Origin of the sequence: Streptomyces puniciscabiei, from assembly GCF_006715785.1 — a bacterium.
Lineage (GTDB): Bacteria > Actinomycetota > Actinomycetes > Streptomycetales > Streptomycetaceae > Streptomyces > Streptomyces puniciscabiei.
The window spans coordinates 4,367,366-4,388,637 of the sequence record NZ_VFNX01000001.1; the positions used below are offsets into that span (position 1 = coordinate 4,367,366).

The 21,272-nt window shown below is 70.1% G+C and carries 23 protein-coding genes; 15 read left to right on the forward strand and 8 right to left on the reverse strand.

Going from position 1 to position 21,272, the window contains the following annotated elements; genetic code table 11:
- Positions 1-15 precede the first annotated feature (15 nt).
- Together FB563_RS20145 and FB563_RS20150 are read left to right on the forward strand one after the other, a co-directional pair.
- On the forward strand, positions 16-636 hold the full coding sequence (locus FB563_RS20145; RefSeq protein ID WP_079048634.1) for a PIG-L deacetylase family protein: 621 nt from the start codon (positions 16-18) through the stop codon (positions 634-636).
- Between the two features lie 167 nt (positions 637-803).
- Complete coding sequence (locus tag FB563_RS20150) at positions 804-1,676, forward strand: beta-1,6-N-acetylglucosaminyltransferase (protein ID WP_055705031.1); 873 nt, start codon at positions 804-806, stop codon at positions 1,674-1,676.
- Positions 1,677-1,778: 102 nt separating this feature from the next.
- Here the strand turns inward: FB563_RS20150 and FB563_RS20155 are convergent, their stop codons facing one another.
- Positions 1,779-2,438: an LPXTG cell wall anchor domain-containing protein gene (locus FB563_RS20155; RefSeq protein ID WP_159045462.1), complete on the reverse strand. Its 660-nt coding sequence runs from the start codon at positions 2,436-2,438 to the stop codon at positions 1,779-1,781.
- A gap of 280 nt (positions 2,439-2,718) precedes the next feature.
- Positions 2,719-4,638: an AMP-dependent synthetase/ligase gene (locus FB563_RS20160; RefSeq protein ID WP_055705029.1), complete on the reverse strand. Its 1,920-nt coding sequence runs from the start codon at positions 4,636-4,638 to the stop codon at positions 2,719-2,721.
- Positions 4,639-4,843: 205 nt separating this feature from the next.
- Between FB563_RS20160 and FB563_RS20165 the strand changes: the two genes are divergently transcribed.
- From FB563_RS20165 to FB563_RS20205, 10 genes are all read left to right on the forward strand, one after another.
- The gene (locus tag FB563_RS20165) at positions 4,844-5,359 is read left to right on the forward strand and encodes a hypothetical protein (RefSeq protein WP_055705028.1); all 516 of its coding nucleotides are present in this window, start codon (positions 4,844-4,846) and stop codon (positions 5,357-5,359) included.
- Positions 5,360-6,391: 1,032 nt separating this feature from the next.
- Positions 6,392-6,604, forward strand: a complete 213-nt coding sequence (locus tag FB563_RS20170; protein ID WP_055705027.1) for a hypothetical protein — start codon at positions 6,392-6,394, stop codon at positions 6,602-6,604.
- Positions 6,604-7,203: a vitamin K epoxide reductase family protein gene (locus FB563_RS20175; RefSeq protein ID WP_055705026.1), complete on the forward strand. Its 600-nt coding sequence runs from the start codon at positions 6,604-6,606 to the stop codon at positions 7,201-7,203. Before FB563_RS20170 ends, FB563_RS20175 begins: the two co-directional genes overlap by 1 nt.
- A gap of 130 nt (positions 7,204-7,333) precedes the next feature.
- Positions 7,334-7,831, forward strand: a complete 498-nt coding sequence (locus FB563_RS20180) for a tyrosinase family oxidase copper chaperone (RefSeq protein WP_055705025.1) — start codon at positions 7,334-7,336, stop codon at positions 7,829-7,831.
- Positions 7,815-8,681, forward strand: a complete 867-nt coding sequence (locus tag FB563_RS20185; protein ID WP_055705024.1) for a tyrosinase family protein — start codon at positions 7,815-7,817, stop codon at positions 8,679-8,681. Before FB563_RS20180 ends, FB563_RS20185 begins: the two co-directional genes overlap by 17 nt.
- A 202-nt stretch (positions 8,682-8,883) precedes the next feature.
- Positions 8,884-10,296 carry a condensation domain-containing protein gene (locus FB563_RS20190; protein WP_055705023.1) on the forward strand — a complete coding sequence of 471 codons (1,413 nt, stop codon included), beginning with the start codon at positions 8,884-8,886 and terminating at the stop codon, positions 10,294-10,296.
- Positions 10,297-10,547: 251 nt separating this feature from the next.
- The gene (locus tag FB563_RS20195; protein WP_055705022.1) at positions 10,548-10,796 is read left to right on the forward strand and encodes a hypothetical protein; all 249 of its coding nucleotides are present in this window, start codon (positions 10,548-10,550) and stop codon (positions 10,794-10,796) included.
- A 124-nt stretch (positions 10,797-10,920) separates the two neighbouring features.
- Positions 10,921-11,259, forward strand: coding sequence for a hypothetical protein (locus tag FB563_RS20200; RefSeq protein WP_055705021.1), 339 nt, complete (start codon positions 10,921-10,923; stop codon positions 11,257-11,259).
- Positions 11,260-11,408: 149 nt separating this feature from the next.
- Positions 11,409-11,678 carry a hypothetical protein gene (locus FB563_RS43010; protein ID WP_159045461.1) on the forward strand — a complete coding sequence of 90 codons (270 nt, stop codon included), beginning with the start codon at positions 11,409-11,411 and terminating at the stop codon, positions 11,676-11,678.
- A 195-nt stretch (positions 11,679-11,873) separates the two neighbouring features.
- On the forward strand, positions 11,874-12,233 hold the full coding sequence (locus FB563_RS20205; RefSeq protein WP_063797042.1) for a hypothetical protein: 360 nt from the start codon (positions 11,874-11,876) through the stop codon (positions 12,231-12,233).
- Between the two features lie 122 nt (positions 12,234-12,355).
- Here the strand turns inward: FB563_RS20205 and FB563_RS20210 are convergent, their stop codons facing one another.
- The 3 genes from FB563_RS20210 to FB563_RS20220 all read right to left on the reverse strand — a co-directional run bounded on the left by FB563_RS20210 (position 12,356) and on the right by FB563_RS20220 (position 13,849).
- Complete coding sequence (locus FB563_RS20210) at positions 12,356-12,649, reverse strand: hypothetical protein (protein ID WP_055705019.1); 294 nt, start codon at positions 12,647-12,649, stop codon at positions 12,356-12,358.
- A 219-nt stretch (positions 12,650-12,868) separates the two neighbouring features.
- Complete coding sequence (locus FB563_RS20215) at positions 12,869-13,162, reverse strand: hypothetical protein (protein ID WP_055705018.1); 294 nt, start codon at positions 13,160-13,162, stop codon at positions 12,869-12,871.
- Positions 13,163-13,378: 216 nt separating this feature from the next.
- Positions 13,379-13,849, reverse strand: coding sequence for a hypothetical protein (locus tag FB563_RS20220; RefSeq protein WP_055705017.1), 471 nt, complete (start codon positions 13,847-13,849; stop codon positions 13,379-13,381).
- Positions 13,850-14,351: 502 nt separating this feature from the next.
- Between FB563_RS20220 and FB563_RS20225 the strand changes: the two genes are divergently transcribed.
- Positions 14,352-15,179: a hypothetical protein gene (locus FB563_RS20225; RefSeq protein ID WP_055705016.1), complete on the forward strand. Its 828-nt coding sequence runs from the start codon at positions 14,352-14,354 to the stop codon at positions 15,177-15,179.
- A gap of 83 nt (positions 15,180-15,262) precedes the next feature.
- Positions 15,263-15,544, forward strand: a complete 282-nt coding sequence (locus FB563_RS20230; RefSeq protein ID WP_055705015.1) for a hypothetical protein — start codon at positions 15,263-15,265, stop codon at positions 15,542-15,544.
- 133 nt (positions 15,545-15,677) lie between these two features.
- On the opposite strand, the gene FB563_RS43015 is transcribed toward FB563_RS20230, so the two are convergent.
- Positions 15,678-15,824 (reverse strand): hypothetical protein, encoded by a 147-nt coding sequence (locus tag FB563_RS43015; RefSeq protein ID WP_159045460.1) that lies wholly within the window; start codon positions 15,822-15,824, stop codon positions 15,678-15,680.
- A 59-nt stretch (positions 15,825-15,883) separates the two neighbouring features.
- On the opposite strand from FB563_RS43015, the gene FB563_RS20235 reads away from it, so the two are divergent.
- Complete coding sequence (locus tag FB563_RS20235) at positions 15,884-16,537, forward strand: class I SAM-dependent methyltransferase (RefSeq protein ID WP_055705014.1); 654 nt, start codon at positions 15,884-15,886, stop codon at positions 16,535-16,537.
- A 138-nt stretch (positions 16,538-16,675) separates the two neighbouring features.
- Here the strand turns inward: FB563_RS20235 and FB563_RS20240 are convergent, their stop codons facing one another.
- Entirely contained in the window at positions 16,676-17,635 is a 960-nt protein-coding gene (locus FB563_RS20240; RefSeq protein ID WP_055705013.1) for a D-2-hydroxyacid dehydrogenase family protein, read from the reverse strand.
- A gap of 395 nt (positions 17,636-18,030) precedes the next feature.
- Positions 18,031-21,051 carry an FxSxx-COOH system tetratricopeptide repeat protein gene (gene fxsT, locus FB563_RS20245; RefSeq protein ID WP_142218831.1) on the reverse strand — a complete coding sequence of 1,007 codons (3,021 nt, stop codon included), beginning with the start codon at positions 21,049-21,051 and terminating at the stop codon, positions 18,031-18,033.
- Positions 21,052-21,272: the final 221 nt, after the last annotated feature.

Sequence of the window (21,272 nt, forward strand, 5' to 3'; positions counted from 1 at the left end):
TCTTTAGGGGCGCTTATGTGGAAGAGAGTGCTGGCGGTCGGAGCCCACCCGGACGACATCGAGTTCGGCTGTGGAGGTGCCCTCTTGCGGCACGCGGCGCAGGGCGCCTCGATCACCCTCGTCATCGTCAGCGACGGAGCCCTCGCCGGGGACGCCGTGGTGCGTGCCTCCGAGCAGGAGCACGCCGCGCAGCTCCTGGGGGCGAAGACGGTCATGCTGCACCGCCCCGACGGTCAACTCGGGGACCTTCGCGTCCTGGTGAGCCGCCTCGAGGAGGAGATCGCGAACGCGGCGCCGGACCTGGTCTACACGCATCTGCCGGAGGACATCCACCAGGACCACGTCAGGACGCACCAGGCCGTCAGCATCGCCGTACGACGCCTGGACAACGTCCTGCTGTACGAGTCCCCCCGCTCACCCCTGCTGTCGTCCGGCATCAGCGTGGACGTCAGCCCGGTGATCGACCGAAAGACCGCTCTCCTCGCGGCGCACGCCTCGCAGATCGGCACACGTCGTGAGCTGGGCGCCGAGGCGGTCCGCGCCCGTGCCGTCCTGCACGGCAGCAGGGTCGGCTGCGGCTATGCCGAGATGTTTCAGCCCGTGCGCTTCAGCATGCCGCTGGGCCACGCCGTGTGACGTGGGCGCGGCCTCCCTCCCCGGCCTCACCGGGTGGTGCCGGTGAGGCCTGTGGCGACGCGCTGTCCGGGGGACATCCTTCCCGGGCGTCAGCGAGCCCACGACCGACCGAACGGCCTCCCGAACACCGTGGGGAGAAGCAGGTACCACCGAGGGAGGAGAGAACGATGCCGGTATTCGCCGTGCTCGCCCACACCGAGCCCGCGCTGTTCGCCCGGCTGGTCGAGCGCCTGGCGCCCTACCCGGTGGTCGTCCACGTGGACGCACGGTCCCGGGGCGCCGACTTCGAGGGGGTGCCCCGCACCACCCACGTCCGCGACCGCGTCGCGGTGCGATGGGGAGGCTTCTCGGTCGTCCGCGCCACGCTCGCCCTGTACCGCACGGCCCTCGAGGTCGCGCGGCCTTCCGAGCACATCGTCCTGCTGTCCGGGCAGTGCTATCCCGCCCGGCCGGTGGGCGAGTTCGCCGAGTACCTCGCTTCGGCGCCGTTCCGGCAGCACTGCCGGGCGGCCGGGGTGCTCGACGACAAGGAGACCGCCGGCCGCGTCCTCAAGCGCTGGTGTCTCGACGCCGTGCCGACCGGACCGGGCCCGACCTACCTTCCCCGCGCCCTGCTGCGCAGAGCGATCTCGGAGCTGACCCCCCGGCGCAGGCCCTCCGTGTTCGGTGACATCGAGCCGGTGGCGGGCAGCCAGTGGACGGCGTTGACCGCCGACTGCGTCGCGGACCTCCTGGGCAAGGCCGAGGACCCCCGCTGGGAGAACCTGTTCCGTACGACGCACGCGCCCGACGAGATGTTCTTCCACACGCTCGTCTGGAACAGCGGCTGGCGCGACGAGGTGGAGGACCCGGTACTGCGGCCACGCGCCGGGCGCGTCACCGCCGACTTCACCAACTTTCATTATCTGGAGCGGCAGTTGAGGGGCACGAGGGCCCTCGCCGATCTCCCGGCGATCGAAGCCTCCCGGATGTACTTCGTCCGCAAGGTCGCCTCACCTCAGTCGGCGGAACTGCTCGACGCCCTCGACAGCCGAACGTGACCTGATCTCCGCCGGAACAAAAGGAGACGGCGACCGGGGGAGTCCGGCCACCGGGGGGGAAGACGGCGGGTGCCGGACGCGAGGCGTCCGGCACCCGGTGAACTACTTCTGCGACGCGGCCCTGCGGCCCCGCCGGTACAGCACGGTTCCGGCGGCCAGCAGCATCCCGCCGGCGGCCGCGGCCCCGAGAGTGCCCTCCGCGCCGGTGTGGGCCATCTCCGGCGGCTTGTGGTGGTGCGGCTCGTGGTGCTCCGGCTTGTGCGGCGGCTTGTGCGGCTTGTGGGGCGGCGGGACGTGCCGGTGCGGCGGCTTCTCCTCCTCGCCGTAGCACCCGCAGTGCTCGTCGTCGCCGTAGCTCCCGGAGTTCCCGTAGCTCGACTTGTCGTCGTCGCCGTAGCTCCCGGAGTTCCCGTAGCTCGACTTGTCGTCATCGCCGTAGCTCTTGCCGTGGTCCGACTTGTCGTCGTCGCCGTAGCTCTTGCCGTGGTCCGACTTGTCGTCGTCGCCGTAGCTCTTGGAGGGTTTGTGACTCGGCTTGTCGTCCTCGCCGTAGCTGCCGGAATCCTCAGAGGAGCGCTCGGGGCCCGGCCCGGACTCGGGGGCGGCCTCCTCCGCGATCCGTGCCTCCCTGTGGGCCATCCGCACGGCGTCCTGCGCCTGCTCGATCGCCCTCATGGCGCTGGCCATGCCCGGGAAATCCTCATCGGCCCCGTCGTCGCCGGCCGTGGTGGCCGACAGCGCAGCGGCGTGTGCGTCCGTCACCGCCGAAAACGGATCGGAGTCGGCGAACGCCCATGGGGTGTACAGAGACAGGGCGCTTGTCGCGGCGGCAGCCACGACCAATCCCTTGCTCAGGGTCTGTCGCACTCTCGTTGTCTTCCTCTCAGGGGGAATCGGAAGCCGGCCACGGAGCCCGATGACGGGGGCGTCACGCGTGCCACGACCTGCAGACTGTGAACGAGATATGGACACCCGAAGTAACCGGAACAGGGGATATGACGGTTAATTCACCCGAACGGCACTTCTGTGCTGCCCGAAAGGCTCATCCGCCGTACAGTTCGTCGATCTCCCGCGCGTACGCGGCCGCCACCGCCTGCCGCCTGACCTTCAGGGACGGGGTCAGCAGCCCGTTCTCCTCGCTGAACTCGCCCTCGACGAGCAAGAAGGCACGGATCGACTCCGCGCGTGAGACGGCCTCGTTGGCGTGGTCCACGGCTCGCTGCACCTCGGCGCGCATCCGTGGATCCCGGACCACCTCCGACATCGGCGTGTCCGGGGGCAGTCCGCGGACCGACAGCCAGTGGGCGACCGCCTCGGGGTCGAGCGTGACGAGGGCGGCGACGAAGGGGCGCCGGTCGCCGACGACGAGGCACTGGCCGACGGGCGGGCGGCTGCGCAGGCGGTCCTCCAGGACGGCCGGGGAGACGTTCTTGCCGCCGGAGGTGACGAGGATGTCCTTCTTGCGGCCGGTGATGGTGAGATACCCGTCGTCGTCGAGGGAGCCGAGGTCGCCGGTGGCGAACCAGTTGTCGGTGAGCACCGCGTCCGTGGCCGCCGGGTCGTTCCAGTACGACCCGAAGACCACCCCGCCCTGGACGAGGACCTCCCCGTCGTCGGCGATGCGGACCGCGGTGCCGGGCACCGGCAGACCGACCGTGCCGGGACGCGGCTTCAGCGGCGGGACGATGGTGGCGGCGGCGCTCGTCTCCGTCAGGCCGTAGCCCTCGTAGACGATGATGCCGGCCGCGTAGAAGAAGAGGTTGAGGTCGCGGTCGAGCGGGGAGCCGCCGCTGATGGCGTAGCGCATCCGGCCGCCGAGCTCCTTGCGGATGCGCCGGTAGACCAGCAGGTCGTACAGCGCCCAGGCCGCGTACAGGCCGATCCCCGGCCCCTTGCCCGTGCCGAGGAACTTGCCGAGGTACGCCTCCCCGAAGCGCACCCCGACGCGGTCCGCGCGGTCGAAGGAGGCACCCCGGCCGATCCGCTCGGCGGTGGCGCGCCCGGTGTCGTGGATCTTCTCGAAGAGGTACGGCACACCGACCAGGAAGGTGGGCCGGAACTCCCGGAACATCGGGCGCAGTTCGTCGGGCTTGAGGCTGGGGCAGTGGCCCAGCTCGATGCGGGCCAGCAGACAGGCGATCTGCAGGGTGCGGCCCAGGATGTGCGCGAGCGGCAGGAACAGGAGGGTGGCCGCGACCTGACCGGTGACCTCCTTGAAGACCGGGTGGAGCAGCTCGACCGTGTTGGCGGCCTCGGCGTACAGGTTGGCGTGGGTGAGGACGCAGCCCTTGGGCCGTCCGGTGGTGCCGGAGGTGTAGCAGATCGTGGCCACCGCATCGGGTGTCAGGGCCGTACGGCGCTTGGTGACCTCCTCGCCGGGGATGTCCCGGCCGAGCGCGGTGAGGTCGGCGAGCGCGTCCGCGTCGAGGGTGAGGACGCGCGGCGGTGCGGGGTGGCGGGCCGTGCCGGTGGTGACCGTCGCGGCGTTCTCGGCCGTCTCGGCGAGGACGAGACGGGCGCCGGAGTCGCGGACGATCCACTCCACCTGCTCGGCGGACGAGGTGGCGTACACCGGGACGACCTGACCGCCGGCGGCCCAGACCGCGAAGTCCAGGACCGCCCACTCGTAACGGGTGCGGGACATCACGGCGACGCGGCCTCCCGGTTCGAGACCGGCCGCGATCAGTCCCTTGGCGACGGCGGTGACCTCGCGGGCGAAGGCCTCGGCGGTCACCGGGCGCCAGGTGCCGTTCTGCCGGCGGCGTAGGACCACGGAGCCGGGGGCCTCCCGCGCGTTGGTGAAGGGGATGTCGGCGATGCCGCCGCCGGAGCCGCGCGGCGCCAGCGGGGCGGTACGGACCTCGCGCACCGTGCCGCTCTCGTCCCTGATCAGCTCGGTGTGCGCACGCGCCGCCAGGTCGGTGCGCCGCTGAGCGCGTTTCAGGTCCCTGCGTACGCCCATGACGGCTCCCGGTCGGGCTCGGCTCACGCGGACTTACCGAAGAGTCAACTTACTCACGCGTAGGGGATGGTCAATGGGCCCGGCGTGCGGACCTCGTGCCCCGAATGGACGGGCGGTTCACCGGAACGCGCTTGATCGGTTGCGGGGGGCGGTGGGCGATTTCACGGTGGGCACAAGATCCCGTTCACCAGCGAAAGGAACGTCCATGCGGGTTCCACCCGTTCGGCGCATCGCCTCCACCGCACTCTGCGCAGCCCTTCTGGCCGGCGTCACCGGCCCGGCCGCCTTCGCGGCCGACTCGACCCCGGAGCGCACCCGGGCCACCGCCCAGGCGCCCGCCCCCGGTGCGGACGAAGTCCTCACCCAGGTCAACAGCCTCGGGCACTTCGGTACCGTGCTCGAGCCGGTCAAGACTCTGCTCGACGCCGTGCTCAAGGCCGACAAGGGCCAGCTTTCCGCCGACCAGGCGACCAAGCTCGTCAAGGCCGCCAAGGACGCCGTGGCGAAGGCGGCCGCGGCGGCTCCGGCCACCTCGACGCCCACCGGCGGGGACGCCAAGGCACAGGCCGACAACGTCAAGGACGCGCAGGCCACACTCGACAAGGCGCTGGACACCCTGCAGAAGGCCGCCACCGACGGCGACGGCGACCAGGTGACCGGAGCGTCCCACGGAGTCCTGTCCGGCCTCCTGGGCCTCCTCGCCTCCCTGCTGGGCCTCTAGCCGCGTGGCGCGTGCTCCCGCCTGCCCGCCCGGAGGCCGAGCGAGGAAGCGGACGGGCCTGCTGCGACCACGGGGAAGCATGAGCGCCGGGCTCCGGCAACGCGGCCCGGCGATCCCATGCCCCTGCGGCGGCGGCGAGTACGTGCGCGACGCCGCGCGCGGGCCGGACCTGCCGGGCCGACCCTGACCCGCGACCCGTCCGGTCCGGTACGGGCCTCTCCGATACCGGCCTCTCCGATACCGACCCGCCCGAACCCGCCCTGACGTGTCCGCTCCGGACCTGTGTGGTCCGGGGTGTTCGATCCGGGCCTGTCCGGTCCCGGGTGTCCGGTCCTGGCGTGTCTTGGTTCGGAGCCTGTCCGGTCCGGTGCGGGCCTGGTCCTGGCGCGTCTTGGTCCGCCGGCGTGCTTGCTTCAGGCGTGGGCTCCGGGGCGTCCGGTCCGGGACATGTCGGCTCCCGAGGCCTGTCTGGTCCGGGGCCGCCTGCCCGGGAATGCCCGGTTTTGGCCCGTCCGGGCCCCGGCTGCTCCGCGGCCTGTGTGGTGCCGGGCCTCTCCGGTCCCGGGCCGTTCGGCCGGCCGGTCCGGTTCTGGCCTGTCCGCTCCGGGCCGGACGGGCCGGACCTGCCGGACCGGCCCTGGCCCGCGGCCCGTCCGAACCCGACCGGGCCTGTCCGTACGGGCCTTTCCGATACCGACCCGCCCGAACCCGCCCTGACGTGTCCGCTCCGGGCCTGTGTGGCCCGGGGTGTTCGATCCGCGCCTGTCCGGTCCGGGGCATGTCGGCTGCCGGGGTCTGTCTGGTCCGGGGCCGCCTGCCCGGGAGTGTCCGGTCCTGCCCTGTCCAGTCCGGGCCGGGCCGGGCCTCGGCCCGTCGGGCACGGCGTCGGGCGTTCGTGTGCTGCGGGAAGGGCTGGCGGCGGCACCGCACGCCCACCCCGGGTCCCCCGATCGTGTGGAGCGCCGGGCGCGTTCCACCGGTCGGGTGAGCTGCCGGCCGAGCCGTCCCGGGGGGTGCCGATAAGGTCGCGCGGTGACCTCCACCCCCGGCGACACGCGCTTCTTCCGCCCCGCCGGTCAGGGCAGTCCCGCCCGGCCGGGCCCGACGGTCCGGCCGGGCCGGGCGGTCGTGCCCCCGCAGTCCCGGGACGCCCGGCGACCGCGGCCGGCCGTCGAGTGCCGCGCCGGGCGGGCCGGCACGGACGCGGCCCACTGCGTTCTCCCTGCCCTCGGCCCGGGCGCCTGATGGCGTCGGCGCAGACGACCCGGGCGGCGGTCGGCGGCCGTGGCCTCGGTCTCCTCCTGGTCCTCACCGGCGCGGCCGGGCTGCTGGCCTCCTGGGTCATCACACTCGACGAGTTCGAGCTGCTGAAGAACCCGCACTTCACGCCCGGGTGCAGCCTCAACCCGGTGGTGTCCTGCGGCAGTGTCATGAAGAGCGCGCAGGCCTCGGTCTTCGGCTTCCCCAACCCGATGCTGGGTCTGGTCGCCTACGGCGTCGTGATCTGCCTGGGCATGAGCCTGCTGGCCGGCGCCGCCTTCCCCCGCTGGTACTGGCTGACCTTCGACGCGGGCTGTCTGTTCGGGATCGGGTTCGTGTCGTGGCTGCAGTTCGAGTCGCTGTACCGGATCAACGCGCTGTGCCTGTGGTGCTGTCTGGCGTGGGTCGCCACGATCGTCATGTTCTGGTACGTCACCTCGTTCGCCGTACTGCACCGCTTCCTGCCCGCACCGGCACCGCTGCGGACCTTTTTCGCCGAGTTCACCTGGGTGCTGCCGCTGCTGCACACCGGGGTCGTCGGCATGCTGATCCTGACCCGCTGGTGGGACTTCTGGACCAGCTGAGCCCTCCGGCGACCCTGTCGTTTCGGCGCAGGACCCCGCGCTCTCGTCACCGGTCCGGCCGCACTGCGGTGACCGGGAGGGCCGTCCGGCGGTTACCGCTTCGGACACCTGACCGGACGAGGAGGGAACGATGGTTCCAGAGGTCGGCCCGGCCCCCGTGGGCGGGCAGCGCGGAGCGCCGGTCGCGGGCGGAGCGCGGCCAGCGGAGAGCACCCGGCGGGAGGTGGCGCGGAGGCTGCTCGCCTCGGCCGCCGGCGTCGCGCTCGCCCCGGCGGCCGCGGCCTGCGAGCGGCCACCGAACACCCCGGACGACAGCCGGCGGACCGGCGCCTTCGACGAGACCTACCGCGGGCGCCACATCCGCGGCGTCGAGGTCCGCACCGGCCGCCGGGCCGCCACGGCTCAGTGGGAGGTCACGATCGACGGCCGCCCACTGGACCTGATGCGCCGCGCCGACGGCAGCTGGCTGACCATGGTCGACCACTACCGCTCGTACCCCACCCCGCTCGCCGCGGCCCGCGCGGCGGTCGACGAACTGGGCCCCGACGAGCACCTGCGCGACCTGGCGCCGGGACCGATGGGCGGGGCGCCGGCGCACGGGGGAGGCGGGCATGGCGTACACGCGTAAGAACGTCGGCAAGCTGAGCCGTACCGAGCGGCGCCGGTTCGTTGAGGCCCTGCTGGAGATGAAACGGCGCGGCGAGTACGACGAGTTCGTGCGGATGCACATGGAGTACAACGCCCCCGACGGTGAAGGCGGGCTGCGCACCGCCCACATGGCGCCCTCCTTCCTGCCCTGGCACCGCAAGCTGGTGCTGGAGCTGGAGCGGGCGCTGCGCCGGGTGGACGACTCGGTGACGGTGCCGTACTGGGACTGGACCCGGGACCGCACGGCCACCTCCCTGCCCTGGACCGACGATCTGATGGGCGGCAACGGGCGGCCCTCGGACCGGCAGGTGATGAGCGGCCCGTTCGCCTACCGTGCGGGCCACTGGAAGATCACCGAGAACGTGACCGACGTGCCCTACCTCACCCGCGATCTGGGCCACCACGTCAACCCGATCCAGCTGCCGACCGCCCAGGACGTGGAGGCGGCGCTGGCCGATCCGGTGTACGACACGGCGCCCTGGAACTCGACGGTCACCAAGGGGTTCCGCAACAAGCTGGAGGGATGGGGGAAAGGCCGGGGCCGCGTCTCCTGGCGCAACCACAACCGGGTGCACCGGTGGATCGGCGGGGTGATGGTCGGTGGCGCCTCCCCCAACGACCCGGTCTTCTGGCTGCACCACGCCTTCGTCGACCTGCAGTGGACCCACTGGCAGCGGCGCCACCGCGGCCACCGCTATCTCCCGGCCGAGCCGCCCGGGCCGCACGACGCCGAGCACGGCCGGATCGTGGCCCGGCACGAGCGGCTGCCGCCGTGGGACGTGACCCCCGACGAGCTCGAGGACCTCAGCGGGATCTACCGGTACGAGTGAGACCGGTTCCGGAATGGCCGCCGGGGAGGAGCTCCGCCGCGCGAGGTGCCGGCGCTCTTCTCGGCGTACCGCGAACCCACGCCGCTCGCTTCGCCGTTCGAGACCTCACACGTCCCGCTGAAAAGCCGGCGACACGGCGACCGCCGCTCGCGCACGGCTCCCCCGTGATCAAGTCTGAGTCTTCTGCGAAGGAGACGCCCCCGTGCGAATTTCTGACATTCAGCGCTGCGAAGTCCGGCCCGGACGGCTCGTCGAGTGGACGTTCAGCCCGGCGACGGTCGCGGCCGCGGCAGCGCTGCCCCCCGACCCGCGGCCGCCGGCGTACATCCAGGAGTCGCACATCAGGACCGCGCGCTCGGTGCGCGACGACGGTCTGTTCGTGCCGACCTGGATCGGTGCGTCGTTCGATCTGCCCGGCCGAGCCGACCTCGACGCGCTGGAAAAGGCGTTGCGGGGCTGGACACTGCGGCACGAGACGCTGCGCAGCGGCTTCAGGTGGACCGGTGACGACATGCACCGGTTCACCCTCGACGAGGACGACGTGGCTCTGCGCCGCGAGGTCGTCGGTGACTTCGCCGACGCGGACACGCTGGTCCGTTACCTGCAGGACCGATTCGACGTCGCGGCCGACGCGCTCGGCTGGCCGAACTTCATCTACGCGGCCGTCGTGCGCGACGACTCCACCAGCGTGTACCTGGCGTTCGACCACACCAACGTCGACGCCTACTCCCTCTACCGCATCCCGGACGAGATCCAGGAGTTGTACCTGGCGGGCACCACGGGCCGGTCCACGACCGGTACGCCCGTGGGCAGTTACGTCGACTTCTGCGAGCAGGAACGGTCGAACGCGGACGACATCGACGGCACCCACGCGATCGTCGCCCGCTGGCGGGAGTTCATCGCCCGGTGCGGCGGGAAGCTCCCCGACTTCCCCGTCGATCTCGGACTGCGACCGGGTGGCGTACTGCCCACCCAGAAGCTGCTGCGCGAGCCGCTCGTCGACGCGGACGCCGCCGCCGCGTTCGAGACGTACTGCCGGCCCTACGGAGGCAGCATGGTGGGCGTGCTGGCCGCGACCAGCCTGCTGGTGCACCAGCTCGGCGGTCAGCCGGTCTACCGTACGGTGGTGCCCTTCCACACCCGGGTGAAGTCGGCGTGGTCGGACTCCGTGGGCTGGTACGTCGGCGGCGCACCGATCGAGGTGCCCACCACAGGGGACTTCGACGGCGCACTCACCGCGGTCCGCGCCGAGTTGCAGGCCAACCGGTCGCTGGCGCGCATTCCGCTGGCCCGGGTACTGCGCCTGCTCGGCGCGGACTTCCGGCCGACGTCGCCCGACATGTACTCGATCGTCTCGTACGCGGACGCCCGCCTCATCCCCGGCTCGGCCCGCTGGGCCGAGCAGAAGGCGTACGGGCTGATCCGGGTGTCGTACGGCGACCAGGTGTGCGCCTGGGTCACCCGGCTGCACGAGGGCCTGTGGTTCGCCTGCCGCTACCCGGACAACGACGTCGCGTACAAGAACATGCGGCGCTACATCGAAGGATTGCGGGACCTCGTGGTGTCGGTGCCGGCGGAACGCCGTCATCGGACCGTGGAACCGACATTTTCGTAATACCGGGTGGGCAGCGTGTGCGGCCGGTCCGCGAACAACTGCCCTTTTCTCCCGTCGCGTTGGGACATCCGACGTCAATCCGCAGCGCTGCGGCGACAGTTGTCGTTCTCCGGAAGAACCCGAGCGCTCATGTCCCCTTTTAGACACGGATATCCGCCAAAGTGGAATACCGCACTTGGCTACTGCTAGTGTTCGCTAAGTCACGGTAGGCAATCAGCCTCGACGTCAAGCAATGAAGAACCGAGGGTTCCATGCGCAAGCTTCAGCAGGTCGTGATCGCAGCAGTGGCGGCGGCCGGCGGTCTGTCCGCCATCGGTGCCGGCGCCGGTACCGCCTACGCTCATGAGCGCGGCGGGCTGGAGGTCAACGACCTCTACCGCCCCTACCAGGAGTGCAGCCCGCAGACGGTGGCCGAGAACGATCTCCCCATCGGCGTGCTCGGACTTGCTCAGACCCTGGACACCACCTGCGGTCAGTTCAACAACGCTTTCTCTGGCTGAGGTCGACGGCGTCAGCACGTACGACGCCTTCCGTGGAACCCTTCGGGCCCTTCCCGGAGGGTTCCCTTCACGCCCGGTTGGTGGCGCACGGTGCGCGGCGCCCCTCACAAAGGAAACGCAAGCCATGTTCAGCACGAAGAAGATCGCGGCCGTCTCGGGGCTCATCGGCGGCCTCGCCGCGACCTGCGCCGGGGTGGCCCAGGCGCACACCGCGGCCGGCCCGGGTACCTGCACCAAGGACATCCTGGGCAACGTCACCTGTGTTCAGCGGATCCAGGGTGAGATTCCCGAGGACGGCGCGATCCCCCACTACGAGAACTGCCTGCCGACGGAGCCCTTCACCATGCCCGCCGCCCTGGGGGGCGGCAGTGTGAAGATCGGACCACAGGTCACCTGTTCCAACACGACGTCAGGTGCGCCCGACAGGGCTGACGGCAAGGTGGAGTTGCCCGGTCTGACCTGAGTGTCCGGGGCGGAACTTCTGGTGGACGCAGTGCGGTAAGCCGACACGACGTATGGAGCGAAGATCCCAAATTGCTACGGACTGTATGTATAAGCTCACAGCACGTAGTCAAACCAGGGCTGTCCGCCCGGGTTAAGAAAGGGTCAACCATGCGTAAGTTTCAGCGTGCTGCGGTCGTAATGGCGGCGGTTGCGGGTCTGTCCACCCTCGGCATCGGCGTCAGCTTCGCCGGCGGCCAGGACCAGGACCACGACAGCACCCCTCCGACGATCACCGCTGTGGCCAACTCGTCGGCCAACGCCGTGGCCACGTGGGACAACTCCGACGAGAAGGGCGAGAAGGGCGAGAAGGGCGACAAGGGCGAGAAGGGCGGCGAGGAGGGCTACGGCCAGTACGCCGCCCCGACTGACGCCCAGTAGTCACGTACGACAGGCACATCGCACAGACTCGGACCTCCTGTCCCGGACCAACTCGGCTTGTCCACCGATGTGCTGAGTAACCCCCTATGCGAAGGCAGCCCGGACGCGCGGCAGATCCCTAAGGGAGCGCGTCCGGGCTGCACCAATACCGGCGCCGGCTCGCCTCCTGCGCTCAATTGCAAAGGAACGCAAGACATGTTCACTCGACAGAAGGTCGCGACCATCTCGGGACTGGTCGGAAGCCTCGCCGTGATCTGTGCCGGCGCCGCACACGCGCACGCCGGTGAACCCGGCGGCGAGTGCAGGACCACCGCCACGGGCGGCGTCGTCTGCATGCGCAAGAGCGACACCCGCAGCGACGACCACGGCAAGCACGTCATCAACCAGACCCGGGACTGCCTGACGGCCGACCGGTCGCGCGTGGTGTTTCCCGATGACCAGCTGCTGCACGGCGGATCCGAGGAGGTCGGGCAGGTGTTGGACTGCTCCAACCATGTGAAGCTGCCCAAGGGCTTCAAGAGGCCCCGCTTCGACAGGCCTCACTTCGCGTTCTGATGCGCGACCGGCAGCTGCCGGACCGGAATCGTTCCCGGTCCGGCATTTCGCTTTTCGGGTGCGGTACATGAGAAGTCCCCGGTGCCCGGCCTGTGGCCGGGCACCGGGGACGAGAGTCCGGCTTACTTGCCGACGCTGTTGTTGCAGCCCATCGACGAGCCGAGGTTCGACGACTGGGCGCCGGGGGCGCCTTCGCCGTTCAGCAGGTTGCCGCCCAGGCCGTTGGCGATGCCGACCTCGCCGAGGACATCGGCGTTGAGGTCGTGGGACCTGCAGGTGGTGCTCTGCAGGACGCTGAAGCGGGTGCCGTTCCCGCCCTTGCCCCAGCCCTGGTCGGCGTGGGCGGCGCCGGTGCTCAGGAGTCCGACGCTCCCGAGGGTGGCGACCAGGACGGCAGCCTTGCGCAGCTTGTGCATGTCTTCTCCGGTGAGAGTGAAGTGGTTGCGATCTGTGAGAGATCGACTTCGTGCGGTTACGGAGGCTAATAGGAAATACCGAGGACAACCAGCGACGCGCCGAATTCGGAATTCCTTGTCACCCTGAATGCTCATTGCTGCACAAAAAAGGGCCCGGCATCGAGCCTGAGGCTCGGTGCCGGGATTATTTTCTGTTTTGTCGACGGTGCGACGGCCCGCTTAGAACGCGCTGTTGTTGCAGCCCATGGTCGAGCCGATGTGGGTGGCCTGGGCACCCGGGTCGCCCTCGCCGTTGAGCGCGTTGCCCAGCAGGCCGTTGAGGATGCCGACCTCGCCGAGCACGTCCAGGTTCAGGTCGTGCGACTTGCAGTTGGAGCTCTGCAGGACGCTGAAGCGTCCGCCCTCCCCGCCCTTGCCGCCGCCTTCCTGGCCGCCGGCGTGGGCGGTGCCGCCGACGAGTCCGATGCTGCTGACGGCGGCGATCAGGACGGCGGCCTTGCGAAGCTTGTGCATGTCTTCTCCGGTGGAGTGAAGGGGTCACGATCTGTCACAGATCGCTTTCTTACAGTCACGGAGATTAATAGGAAATAACCCAAAACGGACAGCGACGCGCCGGTTTTTTGATCTCCCGGTAAAAGCACCCGAAAGCCGTATCGCATACCAGCGGGCCCTTCGAGGGTGCTCCTCGAAGGGCCCGCGCGGGCGTCGGCCTGCGGCCGTCCCCTGGTCCTAGTGCGCGCTGGCGTGGGCGAGCGCGTTCGACTGGTAGTTGGCCTGGCTGCACTCGATGCCGTGGGTCTCGGACGCGGCGAGCAGGGCGACCGGGACGGCCGCGTTGAGCAGGGACTGCGGGCTGCATTCCTGCGACGGGCGGAAGAGGTTGGTCTGGCCCGTGAGGCCACCTCCCGGCCGCGGGGCCGCCTGGGGGGAGATCTGCGGGTTGAGCTGCGGGCTCAGGTTCGGGTTCACCTGCGGGGTGACCTCGGCACCCCGCTGCGGGGCCGCATACGGGGCCGGTGAGCCGTAAGTCTGCACGCTGGCCTGGGAGGAGGTCGCCGAAGCCGCCTGGGCGTCCGGCTGCGAGACGGGGAGCGGGACGCCACCGCTGTAGTCGGGAGCGGCGGAACTCGGGCCGGCGCCCACGGCGGACAGACCGCCGGCTGCTGCGACGACGAGCGCGACCCTGTGAAGCTTGCGCATGAAACCCTCGGCCCTTCATTGACCTGTGCTCGGAACGTACGGGAAATGCTGGGGAGTTGGTGTAGGTATTGCTGTTTCCTGCTGCCCTGTACGGCTGCGGCGGACCATCGCCCTGGCCCAGTGGGGAACGAGACGAACGGCGAAACGGATACGGACACCGGGCCCCGGTCACCCATTTGCCCCAGGCTCTGTGTGCCTCGACGGCCTGTTCCGGCCCCCTCTGCGATCCTGGTCCGGCGCATCCGGCGGTCAATGGCAAATGGGTGACGCCGTTTCGCGTCCCGTGACCGGGACGGGGGAGAAGTCGTTGCCAGCTGGGAGAGGGCAGCGATCATGGATCACGGAGGGCAAGGGAATTCGCTGCCGGCTCCGGCGTAAGTCCGCGTGCAGCCCAGGAGTTATCCCTTTGGCGGTGCAGTACGACCATCACACCGTACGCACGCGAGACCGCACCGAATACAACGGATTTCCCTGTACAGGTATTTGAAGGGCCGAGGGTTCCATGCGCAAGCTTCACAAGGCCGCGCTCGTCGCAGCAGCGGCCGGCGGTCTGTCCGCCATCGGCGCCGGCGTCAGCCAGGCCGCCGACTATCCCGCGGGGTACAGCGGTGCCGCTCCAGCGTCGGCTCCTGAGTACCCCGCACCGCAGTACGCGGCTCCCCAGTACCCGCCGCCGCAGTACGCGCCGCCCCAGTACGCGCCGCCGCAGTACGCCGCTCCCCAGTACGCGCCGCCGCAGTACGCGCCGCCCCAGTACGCGCCGCCGCAGTACGCCGCTCCCCAGTACGCGCCGCCGCAGTACGCGCCGCCGCAGTACGCGGCTCCCCAGTACGCACCGCAGCCGGGCGGTCCCCAGGCCGAGGCGGTGTCCCGCTCGACGGGTGCCGCGCAGGCCGCCGCTCCGCAGCCGTACGCCCCGCCGGTGATGCAGGCCCCTCCGCCTCCGCAGGCGCCGCCGCAGGTGCACGCCGCCAGCGCCAGCGCCACGGCCTCCTCGGGAGGCGTCGCGCAGGCCTCCGGCCCGTCGTACGCCGCGCCGCAGGCCGCCGCGCCCCAGCAGTCGGCCCCGCAGGTCGTGCCGCAGGTCAGCCCGCAGTCGGCGCCCGAGGTCATGCCGCGGGTCGCGCCGCAGGTGGCCGTGCCCCAGACCTTCGGCGCCACGGAGGCCCCGCCGCATGTCGCCCCCCAGGTGAACCCGCAGGTGAACCCTCAGGTGAACCCGCTCGTCAACCCGCTGGTCGCGCCGGACGAACCGCAGGTGGCCCCGCTCGGCCTCGGACAGGTAGCGGCGCCTCCCGTCGGCCAGCTGGGCCTTCCCCGAATCGGCTGATCGCGCGCAGCGATGTCCGCCGTCCCCACTCGATCTGCCACTCGTGACGCGCAGATCGCATTCGCTCGACCAACGGAGAAGTAATGCGCAAGTTCCACAAGGCCGTCCTCGTGGGTGCTGCCGTCCTCGGCAGTGTCGGTTCGCTCGGCCTCAACACCGCCTTCGCCCACGGTGAGCCGGGCCATGACGACCTCGACGTCACCCAGGGCATCGAGTGCCGCTCGCACGACATGAACATCGATGTGCTCGGCAGCGTCGGCGCCGTCAACGGCCTGGCGGGCAACCTGCTGAACGGCGAGGGCAACCCGGGCGCGCAGGAGACCCACCTCGGTTCGGACATGGGGTGCAACAGCAAGGCGCTCTGACCGGCCGCGCCGCACGCTCATGGACAGCGCCGGACCACTCCCACGACCGCGGGGAGGGTCCGGCGCTCTTCTGTGTGCCGCCGTATCGCCGTGCCGCCGTATCGCCGTCCGGCGTCCGTCACTGGCCGTAGGCCTACCGCAGCATCATGCGCTGCCGCTCCGGGGTGTGCTCGGCGAACAGCTGGTCCAGCCGCGCGTCGGTCTGCTCGCCGGGACCCTGCGTCAGCAAGGCGACGGCCGCCGCCGCCAGTTTCCGTGGTGTGTTGACCAGATCGGTCAAGGTCCTGCATGTCAAGGTCGTGCCATGGTCTGTCAGTTCTCCGGTCTAGGGTCGCCCGCATGGCCGAGCCCTCTTTTCTGACCGCCGTCCGCGAGTCGTACGACACGGTCGCCGCCGATTACGTCGAACGCGTCCCCCCTCCAGCCGCGCTGGACCCGCTGTCCCGCGCGATGCTGGCGGGGTTCGCCGAACTCGTGCGGACGGCCGGTACGGGGCCGGTCGCGGACCTGGGATGCGGCCCCGGCCGCGTGACGGCGCACCTGGCCGGCCTGGGAGTATCCGCCTTCGGCGTCGATCTGTCACCGCAGATGATCGGGCTGGCCCGGCACGCCTATCCGAACCTGCGGTTCACCACGGGCTCGATGACCGCGCTGGAGATGGGGGACGACGAGCTCGGCGGCATCCTGGCCTGGTACTCCACCCACCACACGCCCCCGCAGTGGCTGCCGACGGTGTTCGCCGAGTTCCACCGCACGCTCGCGCCCGGCGGCTACCTGCTCTGGGGAGACTATGTCGGCGACGAACGGCTGCGGCCGACCCAGGGCTACGGCCATCCCGTGTCCTACGAGTCGTATCTCCTGCCCCTGAACCGCGTGATCGGCCTGCTGGAGCAGGCCGGACTCGTCGTCACCGCGAGGCTCGAGCAGGAGCCTGGCGGACGGGTGAACAGACCGCACGCCTGCCTGCTGGCCCGCAAGCCCGAAAAGCCCTGACGGGGCTCGTCTGCGAGCCGCTCTGAGCAGCCGGTGATGGAGAGGGGGGGGCTGTGATGGACAGGGCCGCAGTTGTACGGGGCTCAGCAACCGGCGTCCGCGCCGTACACCTCCCGGGCACGTGTCACGGGGCGGGGCTCAAGGCAGGAGCCGTATCGGAGACCCGGCCAGGTACCCCTGGATGTCCTCCACCGCCTGGCGGTAATACGTCGTGTAGTTGGCGTGCGACACGTAACCGAGGTGGGGGGTTGCGAGGAGCCGGGGAGCGGTGCGCATCGGGTGGTCGGCGGGCAGCGGCTCGATGTCGAAGACGTCCACGCCGGCACCCGCGATCCGGCCCCCGTGCAGCGCGGCCAGCAGGGCGTCCTGGTCGACGACGCTCGCGCGGGACGTGTTGATCAGGTAGGCGGTCGGTTTCATCAGGGCGAGTTCGGCGGCGCCGACGAGTCCCCGGGTGCTCCCGCCTGCCGCGACGTGGACGGAGACGAAGTCGCTGTCCGCGAGCAACTCCTCCTTGGAGGCGGCCGGTTCGACGCCGGCCTCCTCCGCGCGCTCCTTGGTGAGGCCCGGGGTCCAGGCACCTACCCGCATGCCGAAGGCCAGCCCGACCCTGGCCACCCGGCTGCCGATCCGGCCGAGTCCGAGCAGGCCCAGCCGGCGGCCGTGCAGGTCGGCGCCGACGGTGGACTGCCAGGGGCCGTTGGTGCGCAGCGCGGTGCTCTCCTCGACGATCCCGCGGGCCAGACCGAGCAGCAGCGCCCAGGTCATCTCGACCGGCGGAGTGCCCGAACTGGCCGTACCGCACACGGTGACGCCCCGCGCCTCGGCAGCGGCGTAGTCGATCACGGTGTTGCGCATGCCGGAGGCGACGAGCAGCTTCAGCCGGGGCAGGCGGCGTAGCAGGGAGCCCGGGAAGGGGACGCGTTCGCGCAGCGTGACGACGATGTCGTAGTCCGCGAGCGCTGCGGCGAGGGCGTCCTCGCCGTCCAGGTGCTCCCGCAGCGGTACGACCTCCACCTCGTCCTCGATCACCGACCAGTCGGCCAACTCGGTGGCCACACCCTGGAAGTCGTCCAGCACCGCACAGCGAAGTCGCACGTCGTCTCTCCTCCGGACATCTGTCGCCCTCCCCGGACGGAACAAGTGTCCATCCCTGCTTCGAGGAACTGACACGCGGGCCGGTGAGCCCCTGATCTTCACGCGGGCCGCTCCTGCCGGACCGGCATGCTCCCGGCGACTCCCTGCGCGAGGCGGCGACGCAACCGCTGTCGCGGCTGCCGGCGGCGGGCGAGCCGTCATGGTCGGCGGATTCCCGCGAGGCGCCGACCTCGCGGGCGGTGCGGTGCTGGACCTCATGGGTGAGGACGCGCGGACCGAGACTCACGGTACCCGCTGGCGCCCATCAGACCGAATCCGGATCCTGACTTACCGTTCTTGGGGGAAGGCTGCCCAGCCGGAGGCCTCAACCGTCTTCGACTCCGGACCTTATGGCTTCAGCGGGACTTCCGCCGCGTTCGTCGCTGCCCTGCTTTGCGGGATGCAAGCAACTTTTGTGCTTCGTGTCGCTTACCTGCGGCTGTTAGTGCGGTGGCGAGGCTCGCGGTGACCCGCTGGGTGAATTCGTGATCATCGCCCAACGTTTGGCGGCTGCGAGTGCGTGTTTCCTTGAGTAGTCGCACTGCCTCCGCGTGCTCCCCGAGGCTGTTCAGGGTGTAGGCGAGGTTGCTTGCGGAGGTGAGGGTGCTGGGGTGGTCCTCGCCGAGGATGCGGCGTCGTCGCTCAAGCGTGTCGGTGTGCATGCGGCGGGCTTCCGTGTGCTCGCCGAGGCTGCCCAGGGTGGAGGCGAGGTTGTTTGCGGAGGTGAGGGTGTCGGGGTGGTTTTCGCCGAGGACGCGGCGTCGTCGCGCAAGCGTGTCGGTGTGCATGCGGCGGGCCTCCGTGTACTCCCCGAGCCTGCCCAGGGTGGAGGCGACGTTGTTTGCGGAGTTGAGGGTGTCGGGGTGGTCCTCGCCCAGGACGCGGTGTCGTCGCTCAAGCGTGTCGGTGTGCATGCGGCGGGCTTCCGTGTGCTCCCCGAGGCTGTTCAGGGTGTAGGCGAGGTTGTTTGCGGATTGGAGGGTCTCGGGGTGGTCCTCGCCCAGGACGCGGCGTCGTCGCGCAAGCGTGTCGGTGTGCATGCGGCGGGCCTCTGCGTGCTCCCCGAGGCTGTCCAGGGTGGAGGCGAGGTTGTTTGCGGAGGTGAGGGTGTCGGGGTGGTCCTCGCCCAGGACGCGGCGTCGTCGCGCAAGCGTGTCGGTGTGCATGCGGCGGGCTTCCGTGTGCTCCCCGAGGCTGTCCAGGGTGGAGGCGAGGTTGTTTGCGGAGGTGAGGGTGTCGGGGTGGTCTTCACCGAGGATGCGGCGTCGTCGCGCAAGCGTGTCGGTGTGCATGCGGCGGGCTTCCGTGTGCTCCCCGAGGCCGTTCAGGGTGTGGGCGAGGTTGTTTGCGGAGATGAGGGTGTCGGGGTGGTCTTCACCGAGGATGCGGCGTCGTCGCGCAAGCGTGTCGGTGTGCATGCGGCGGGCCTCTGCGTGCTCCCCGAGGCTGTTCAGGGTGGAGGCGAGATTGTTTGCGGAGTTGAGGGTGTCGGGGTGGTCCTCGCCCAGGACTTGGCGGCGTTTCTCGAACGTTTCCTCGTTAACGCGGCGGCCCTCAGAGTGCTTGCCGAAGTCGACGGCGGCGTGGCCCAGGGTTTCGGCGACAGCGAGAGTGTCGGGGTGATCCGCCCCCGAGATCGCGGTCCAAGTGGAGTGGACATTGATGGTCAGGTCGCGGGCTGCCCGTGCTTGTCCGCTATGGACGAGGTAGCGAGCGGCCTTGAGGAAAGCCTGGCGCAGTGGGGGCCGGTGCATGGTGATGGGCGGGTGCGCGGTGAGGTGGGAGGTGAGGGCGGCCCATTCAGGCCAGGCAGCCGGGGTAACGGGATTGCCGGGATTGACGGCGGCCAGGAGGTTGGTGGCGTCGTCCTGTGCCGCGGTGGCGTCGGCTGGAGTGGCGTGGTCGCGGACGATGGCTTGGGTGAGCCGATGGATTTGGAAGGTTTCGTGGTCGACGCGGGCCAGGCCGTAGCGGTTCAAAGGCTGAAGGGCGGACCACGGCCAAAGGACGTCCTCTGTATCGACCGTGAGGGTGGAAAGCTGGTCGCCGACAGCTTCCAGCCAACTGGTGGGGATGGGGTCGGGGCCCAGGAATGCGGCGATCCGAAGCAGCGCAACGGCGCCCGGATGGTCGGCTGTCAAGCGGGAGATCGCGATGTCCACCGTGGCCGCCAGGGGGGTGGGGTAGCCGGGGGGAATGCCCTTGGCCATCAGCTTGGCGGTCTTGTCCGCGAGCAGGCGGCGGTAGCGGATCGGCGGCACGCCGCTGGTGATGACGCCGGCGGCCTGGGCGAGGGCGAGGGGGAGGTCGCCAAGGTCGTTTGCGAGGGCGTCGGCATGTTCTGGGTCGATGCCGGGAATGCGGGCGCTGAAGTAGGCCAAGGAGTCGGCGCGAGGAAAGACGTCCAGGTCATGGCTGCGGACGACGTTGCGCCATTCGGGGTTGCGTGAGGTGATCAGGACATGACCGGGCCCGGCGGGAAGCAGCGTCTCGAAGTCGCCGGGGTCGTCGGCGTTGTCCAGGATGATCAACCAGCGATCCTGGGTACGCAGGTGCTCCAGCAGCGTGCGGGTGTTGCGTTCGGCGCCGCCATTGGAGCTGGCGATTCCGAGCCGCGTAGCCAACTCGGTGTACTGTATGTGGATTTGATCGGTCTGCTCGGCGTCGATCCACCACACGATGTCGTACTGGCTTGCGAAACGATGGGCGTACTCGAGCGCGACCTGTGTCTTGCCGATACCGCCCAGCCCACGCAGGGCCTGCACCACGGCACGTTGGCTTCCGAGTAGTTCCTCGCGCATTTCGGCGATCAGGTTCTCGCGGCCTGTGAAATGCAGGTTGCGGCTCGGCACGCTCCAGACCCGCGGCTGGCCTGCAACGGCAGGCATCCGGGGGCGCCGATCAGGAGAACCAGCGTGAGAAGTGCCTGCCGGTGCGGGGGCGTGTGCGCCGCCAGGGAAAACCGGCGGTGCCCCCGGGCCGGTAGGGCCGTTCACTGCGGCCAACAAGGCGGCGATCGCAGCCGGTTCGTCCAGGCCGTGCAGATCCTTGCGGATCACGGCGGCCAGGATGTCGGGGATATCGGTGTCAGCCAGGGGCTCGATCGTCAACGGGATGAGTCGCCCCCGGTCACCCATGACCGATGTCCACTCCTGATGGGTCCACCGAGTGCGATGGAAGTAGTGGTTGGAAAACAGCGCCACAACTACGGTCGCACGCTGCATGGCGTCGGTCATCCGTTCGATGAAGTTGTCACCGGTACGCCAATCCCACACGTCCAGCTCTACATGGTGGCCGGCGTCCCTCAAGTGCCATGCCGCCCACTCCGCCCAGGCTCGGTCCGGGCCGGCGTAACTGACGAACACTGACTCGGTCACTGACTTCCCCCCAATACGCTAGCCTGCACGCCCGCCAGGGACACCGCATCCATGATCCTGCGGGTACGGTGGAAGCAGGGCGCGAATCGTCAAAACGGCACTTGTCAAGGCATGAGCGCGGGGGGCGAATGGTGCGGGCACCGAAAGCGTCAGCGTGAAGCTCAACCTGCGTGGGGTGGGGATTGCCGGGACGTGGGAGCCGAACGACGCCGAACGACGGG

What these genes read in the sequence shown, in the direction of transcription:
- FB563_RS20145 (WP_079048634.1), top strand. Translation starts at nt 16, where the DNA reads ATGTGGAAGAGAGTGCTGGCGGTCGGAGCCCACCCGGACGACATCGAG.
- FB563_RS20150 (WP_055705031.1), top strand. Translation starts at nt 804, where the DNA reads ATGCCGGTATTCGCCGTGCTCGCCCACACCGAGCCCGCGCTGTTCGCC.
- FB563_RS20160 (WP_055705029.1), bottom strand. Translation starts at nt 4,638, where the DNA reads ATGGGCGTACGCAGGGACCTGAAACGCGCTCAGCGGCGCACCGACCTG.
- FB563_RS20165 (WP_055705028.1), top strand. Translation starts at nt 4,844, where the DNA reads ATGCGGGTTCCACCCGTTCGGCGCATCGCCTCCACCGCACTCTGCGCA.
- FB563_RS20175 (WP_055705026.1), top strand. Translation starts at nt 6,604, where the DNA reads ATGGCGTCGGCGCAGACGACCCGGGCGGCGGTCGGCGGCCGTGGCCTC.
- FB563_RS20180 (WP_055705025.1), top strand. Translation starts at nt 7,334, where the DNA reads ATGGTTCCAGAGGTCGGCCCGGCCCCCGTGGGCGGGCAGCGCGGAGCG.
- FB563_RS20185 (WP_055705024.1), top strand. Translation starts at nt 7,815, where the DNA reads ATGGCGTACACGCGTAAGAACGTCGGCAAGCTGAGCCGTACCGAGCGG.
- FB563_RS20195 (WP_055705022.1), top strand. Translation starts at nt 10,548, where the DNA reads ATGCGCAAGCTTCAGCAGGTCGTGATCGCAGCAGTGGCGGCGGCCGGC.
- FB563_RS20200 (WP_055705021.1), top strand. Translation starts at nt 10,921, where the DNA reads ATGTTCAGCACGAAGAAGATCGCGGCCGTCTCGGGGCTCATCGGCGGC.
- FB563_RS43010 (WP_159045461.1), top strand. Translation starts at nt 11,409, where the DNA reads ATGCGTAAGTTTCAGCGTGCTGCGGTCGTAATGGCGGCGGTTGCGGGT.
- FB563_RS20205 (WP_063797042.1), top strand. Translation starts at nt 11,874, where the DNA reads ATGTTCACTCGACAGAAGGTCGCGACCATCTCGGGACTGGTCGGAAGC.
- FB563_RS20210 (WP_055705019.1), bottom strand. Translation starts at nt 12,649, where the DNA reads ATGCACAAGCTGCGCAAGGCTGCCGTCCTGGTCGCCACCCTCGGGAGC.
- FB563_RS20215 (WP_055705018.1), bottom strand. Translation starts at nt 13,162, where the DNA reads ATGCACAAGCTTCGCAAGGCCGCCGTCCTGATCGCCGCCGTCAGCAGC.
- FB563_RS20220 (WP_055705017.1), bottom strand. Translation starts at nt 13,849, where the DNA reads ATGCGCAAGCTTCACAGGGTCGCGCTCGTCGTCGCAGCAGCCGGCGGT.
- FB563_RS20225 (WP_055705016.1), top strand. Translation starts at nt 14,352, where the DNA reads ATGCGCAAGCTTCACAAGGCCGCGCTCGTCGCAGCAGCGGCCGGCGGT.
- FB563_RS20230 (WP_055705015.1), top strand. Translation starts at nt 15,263, where the DNA reads ATGCGCAAGTTCCACAAGGCCGTCCTCGTGGGTGCTGCCGTCCTCGGC.
- FB563_RS20235 (WP_055705014.1), top strand. Translation starts at nt 15,884, where the DNA reads ATGGCCGAGCCCTCTTTTCTGACCGCCGTCCGCGAGTCGTACGACACG.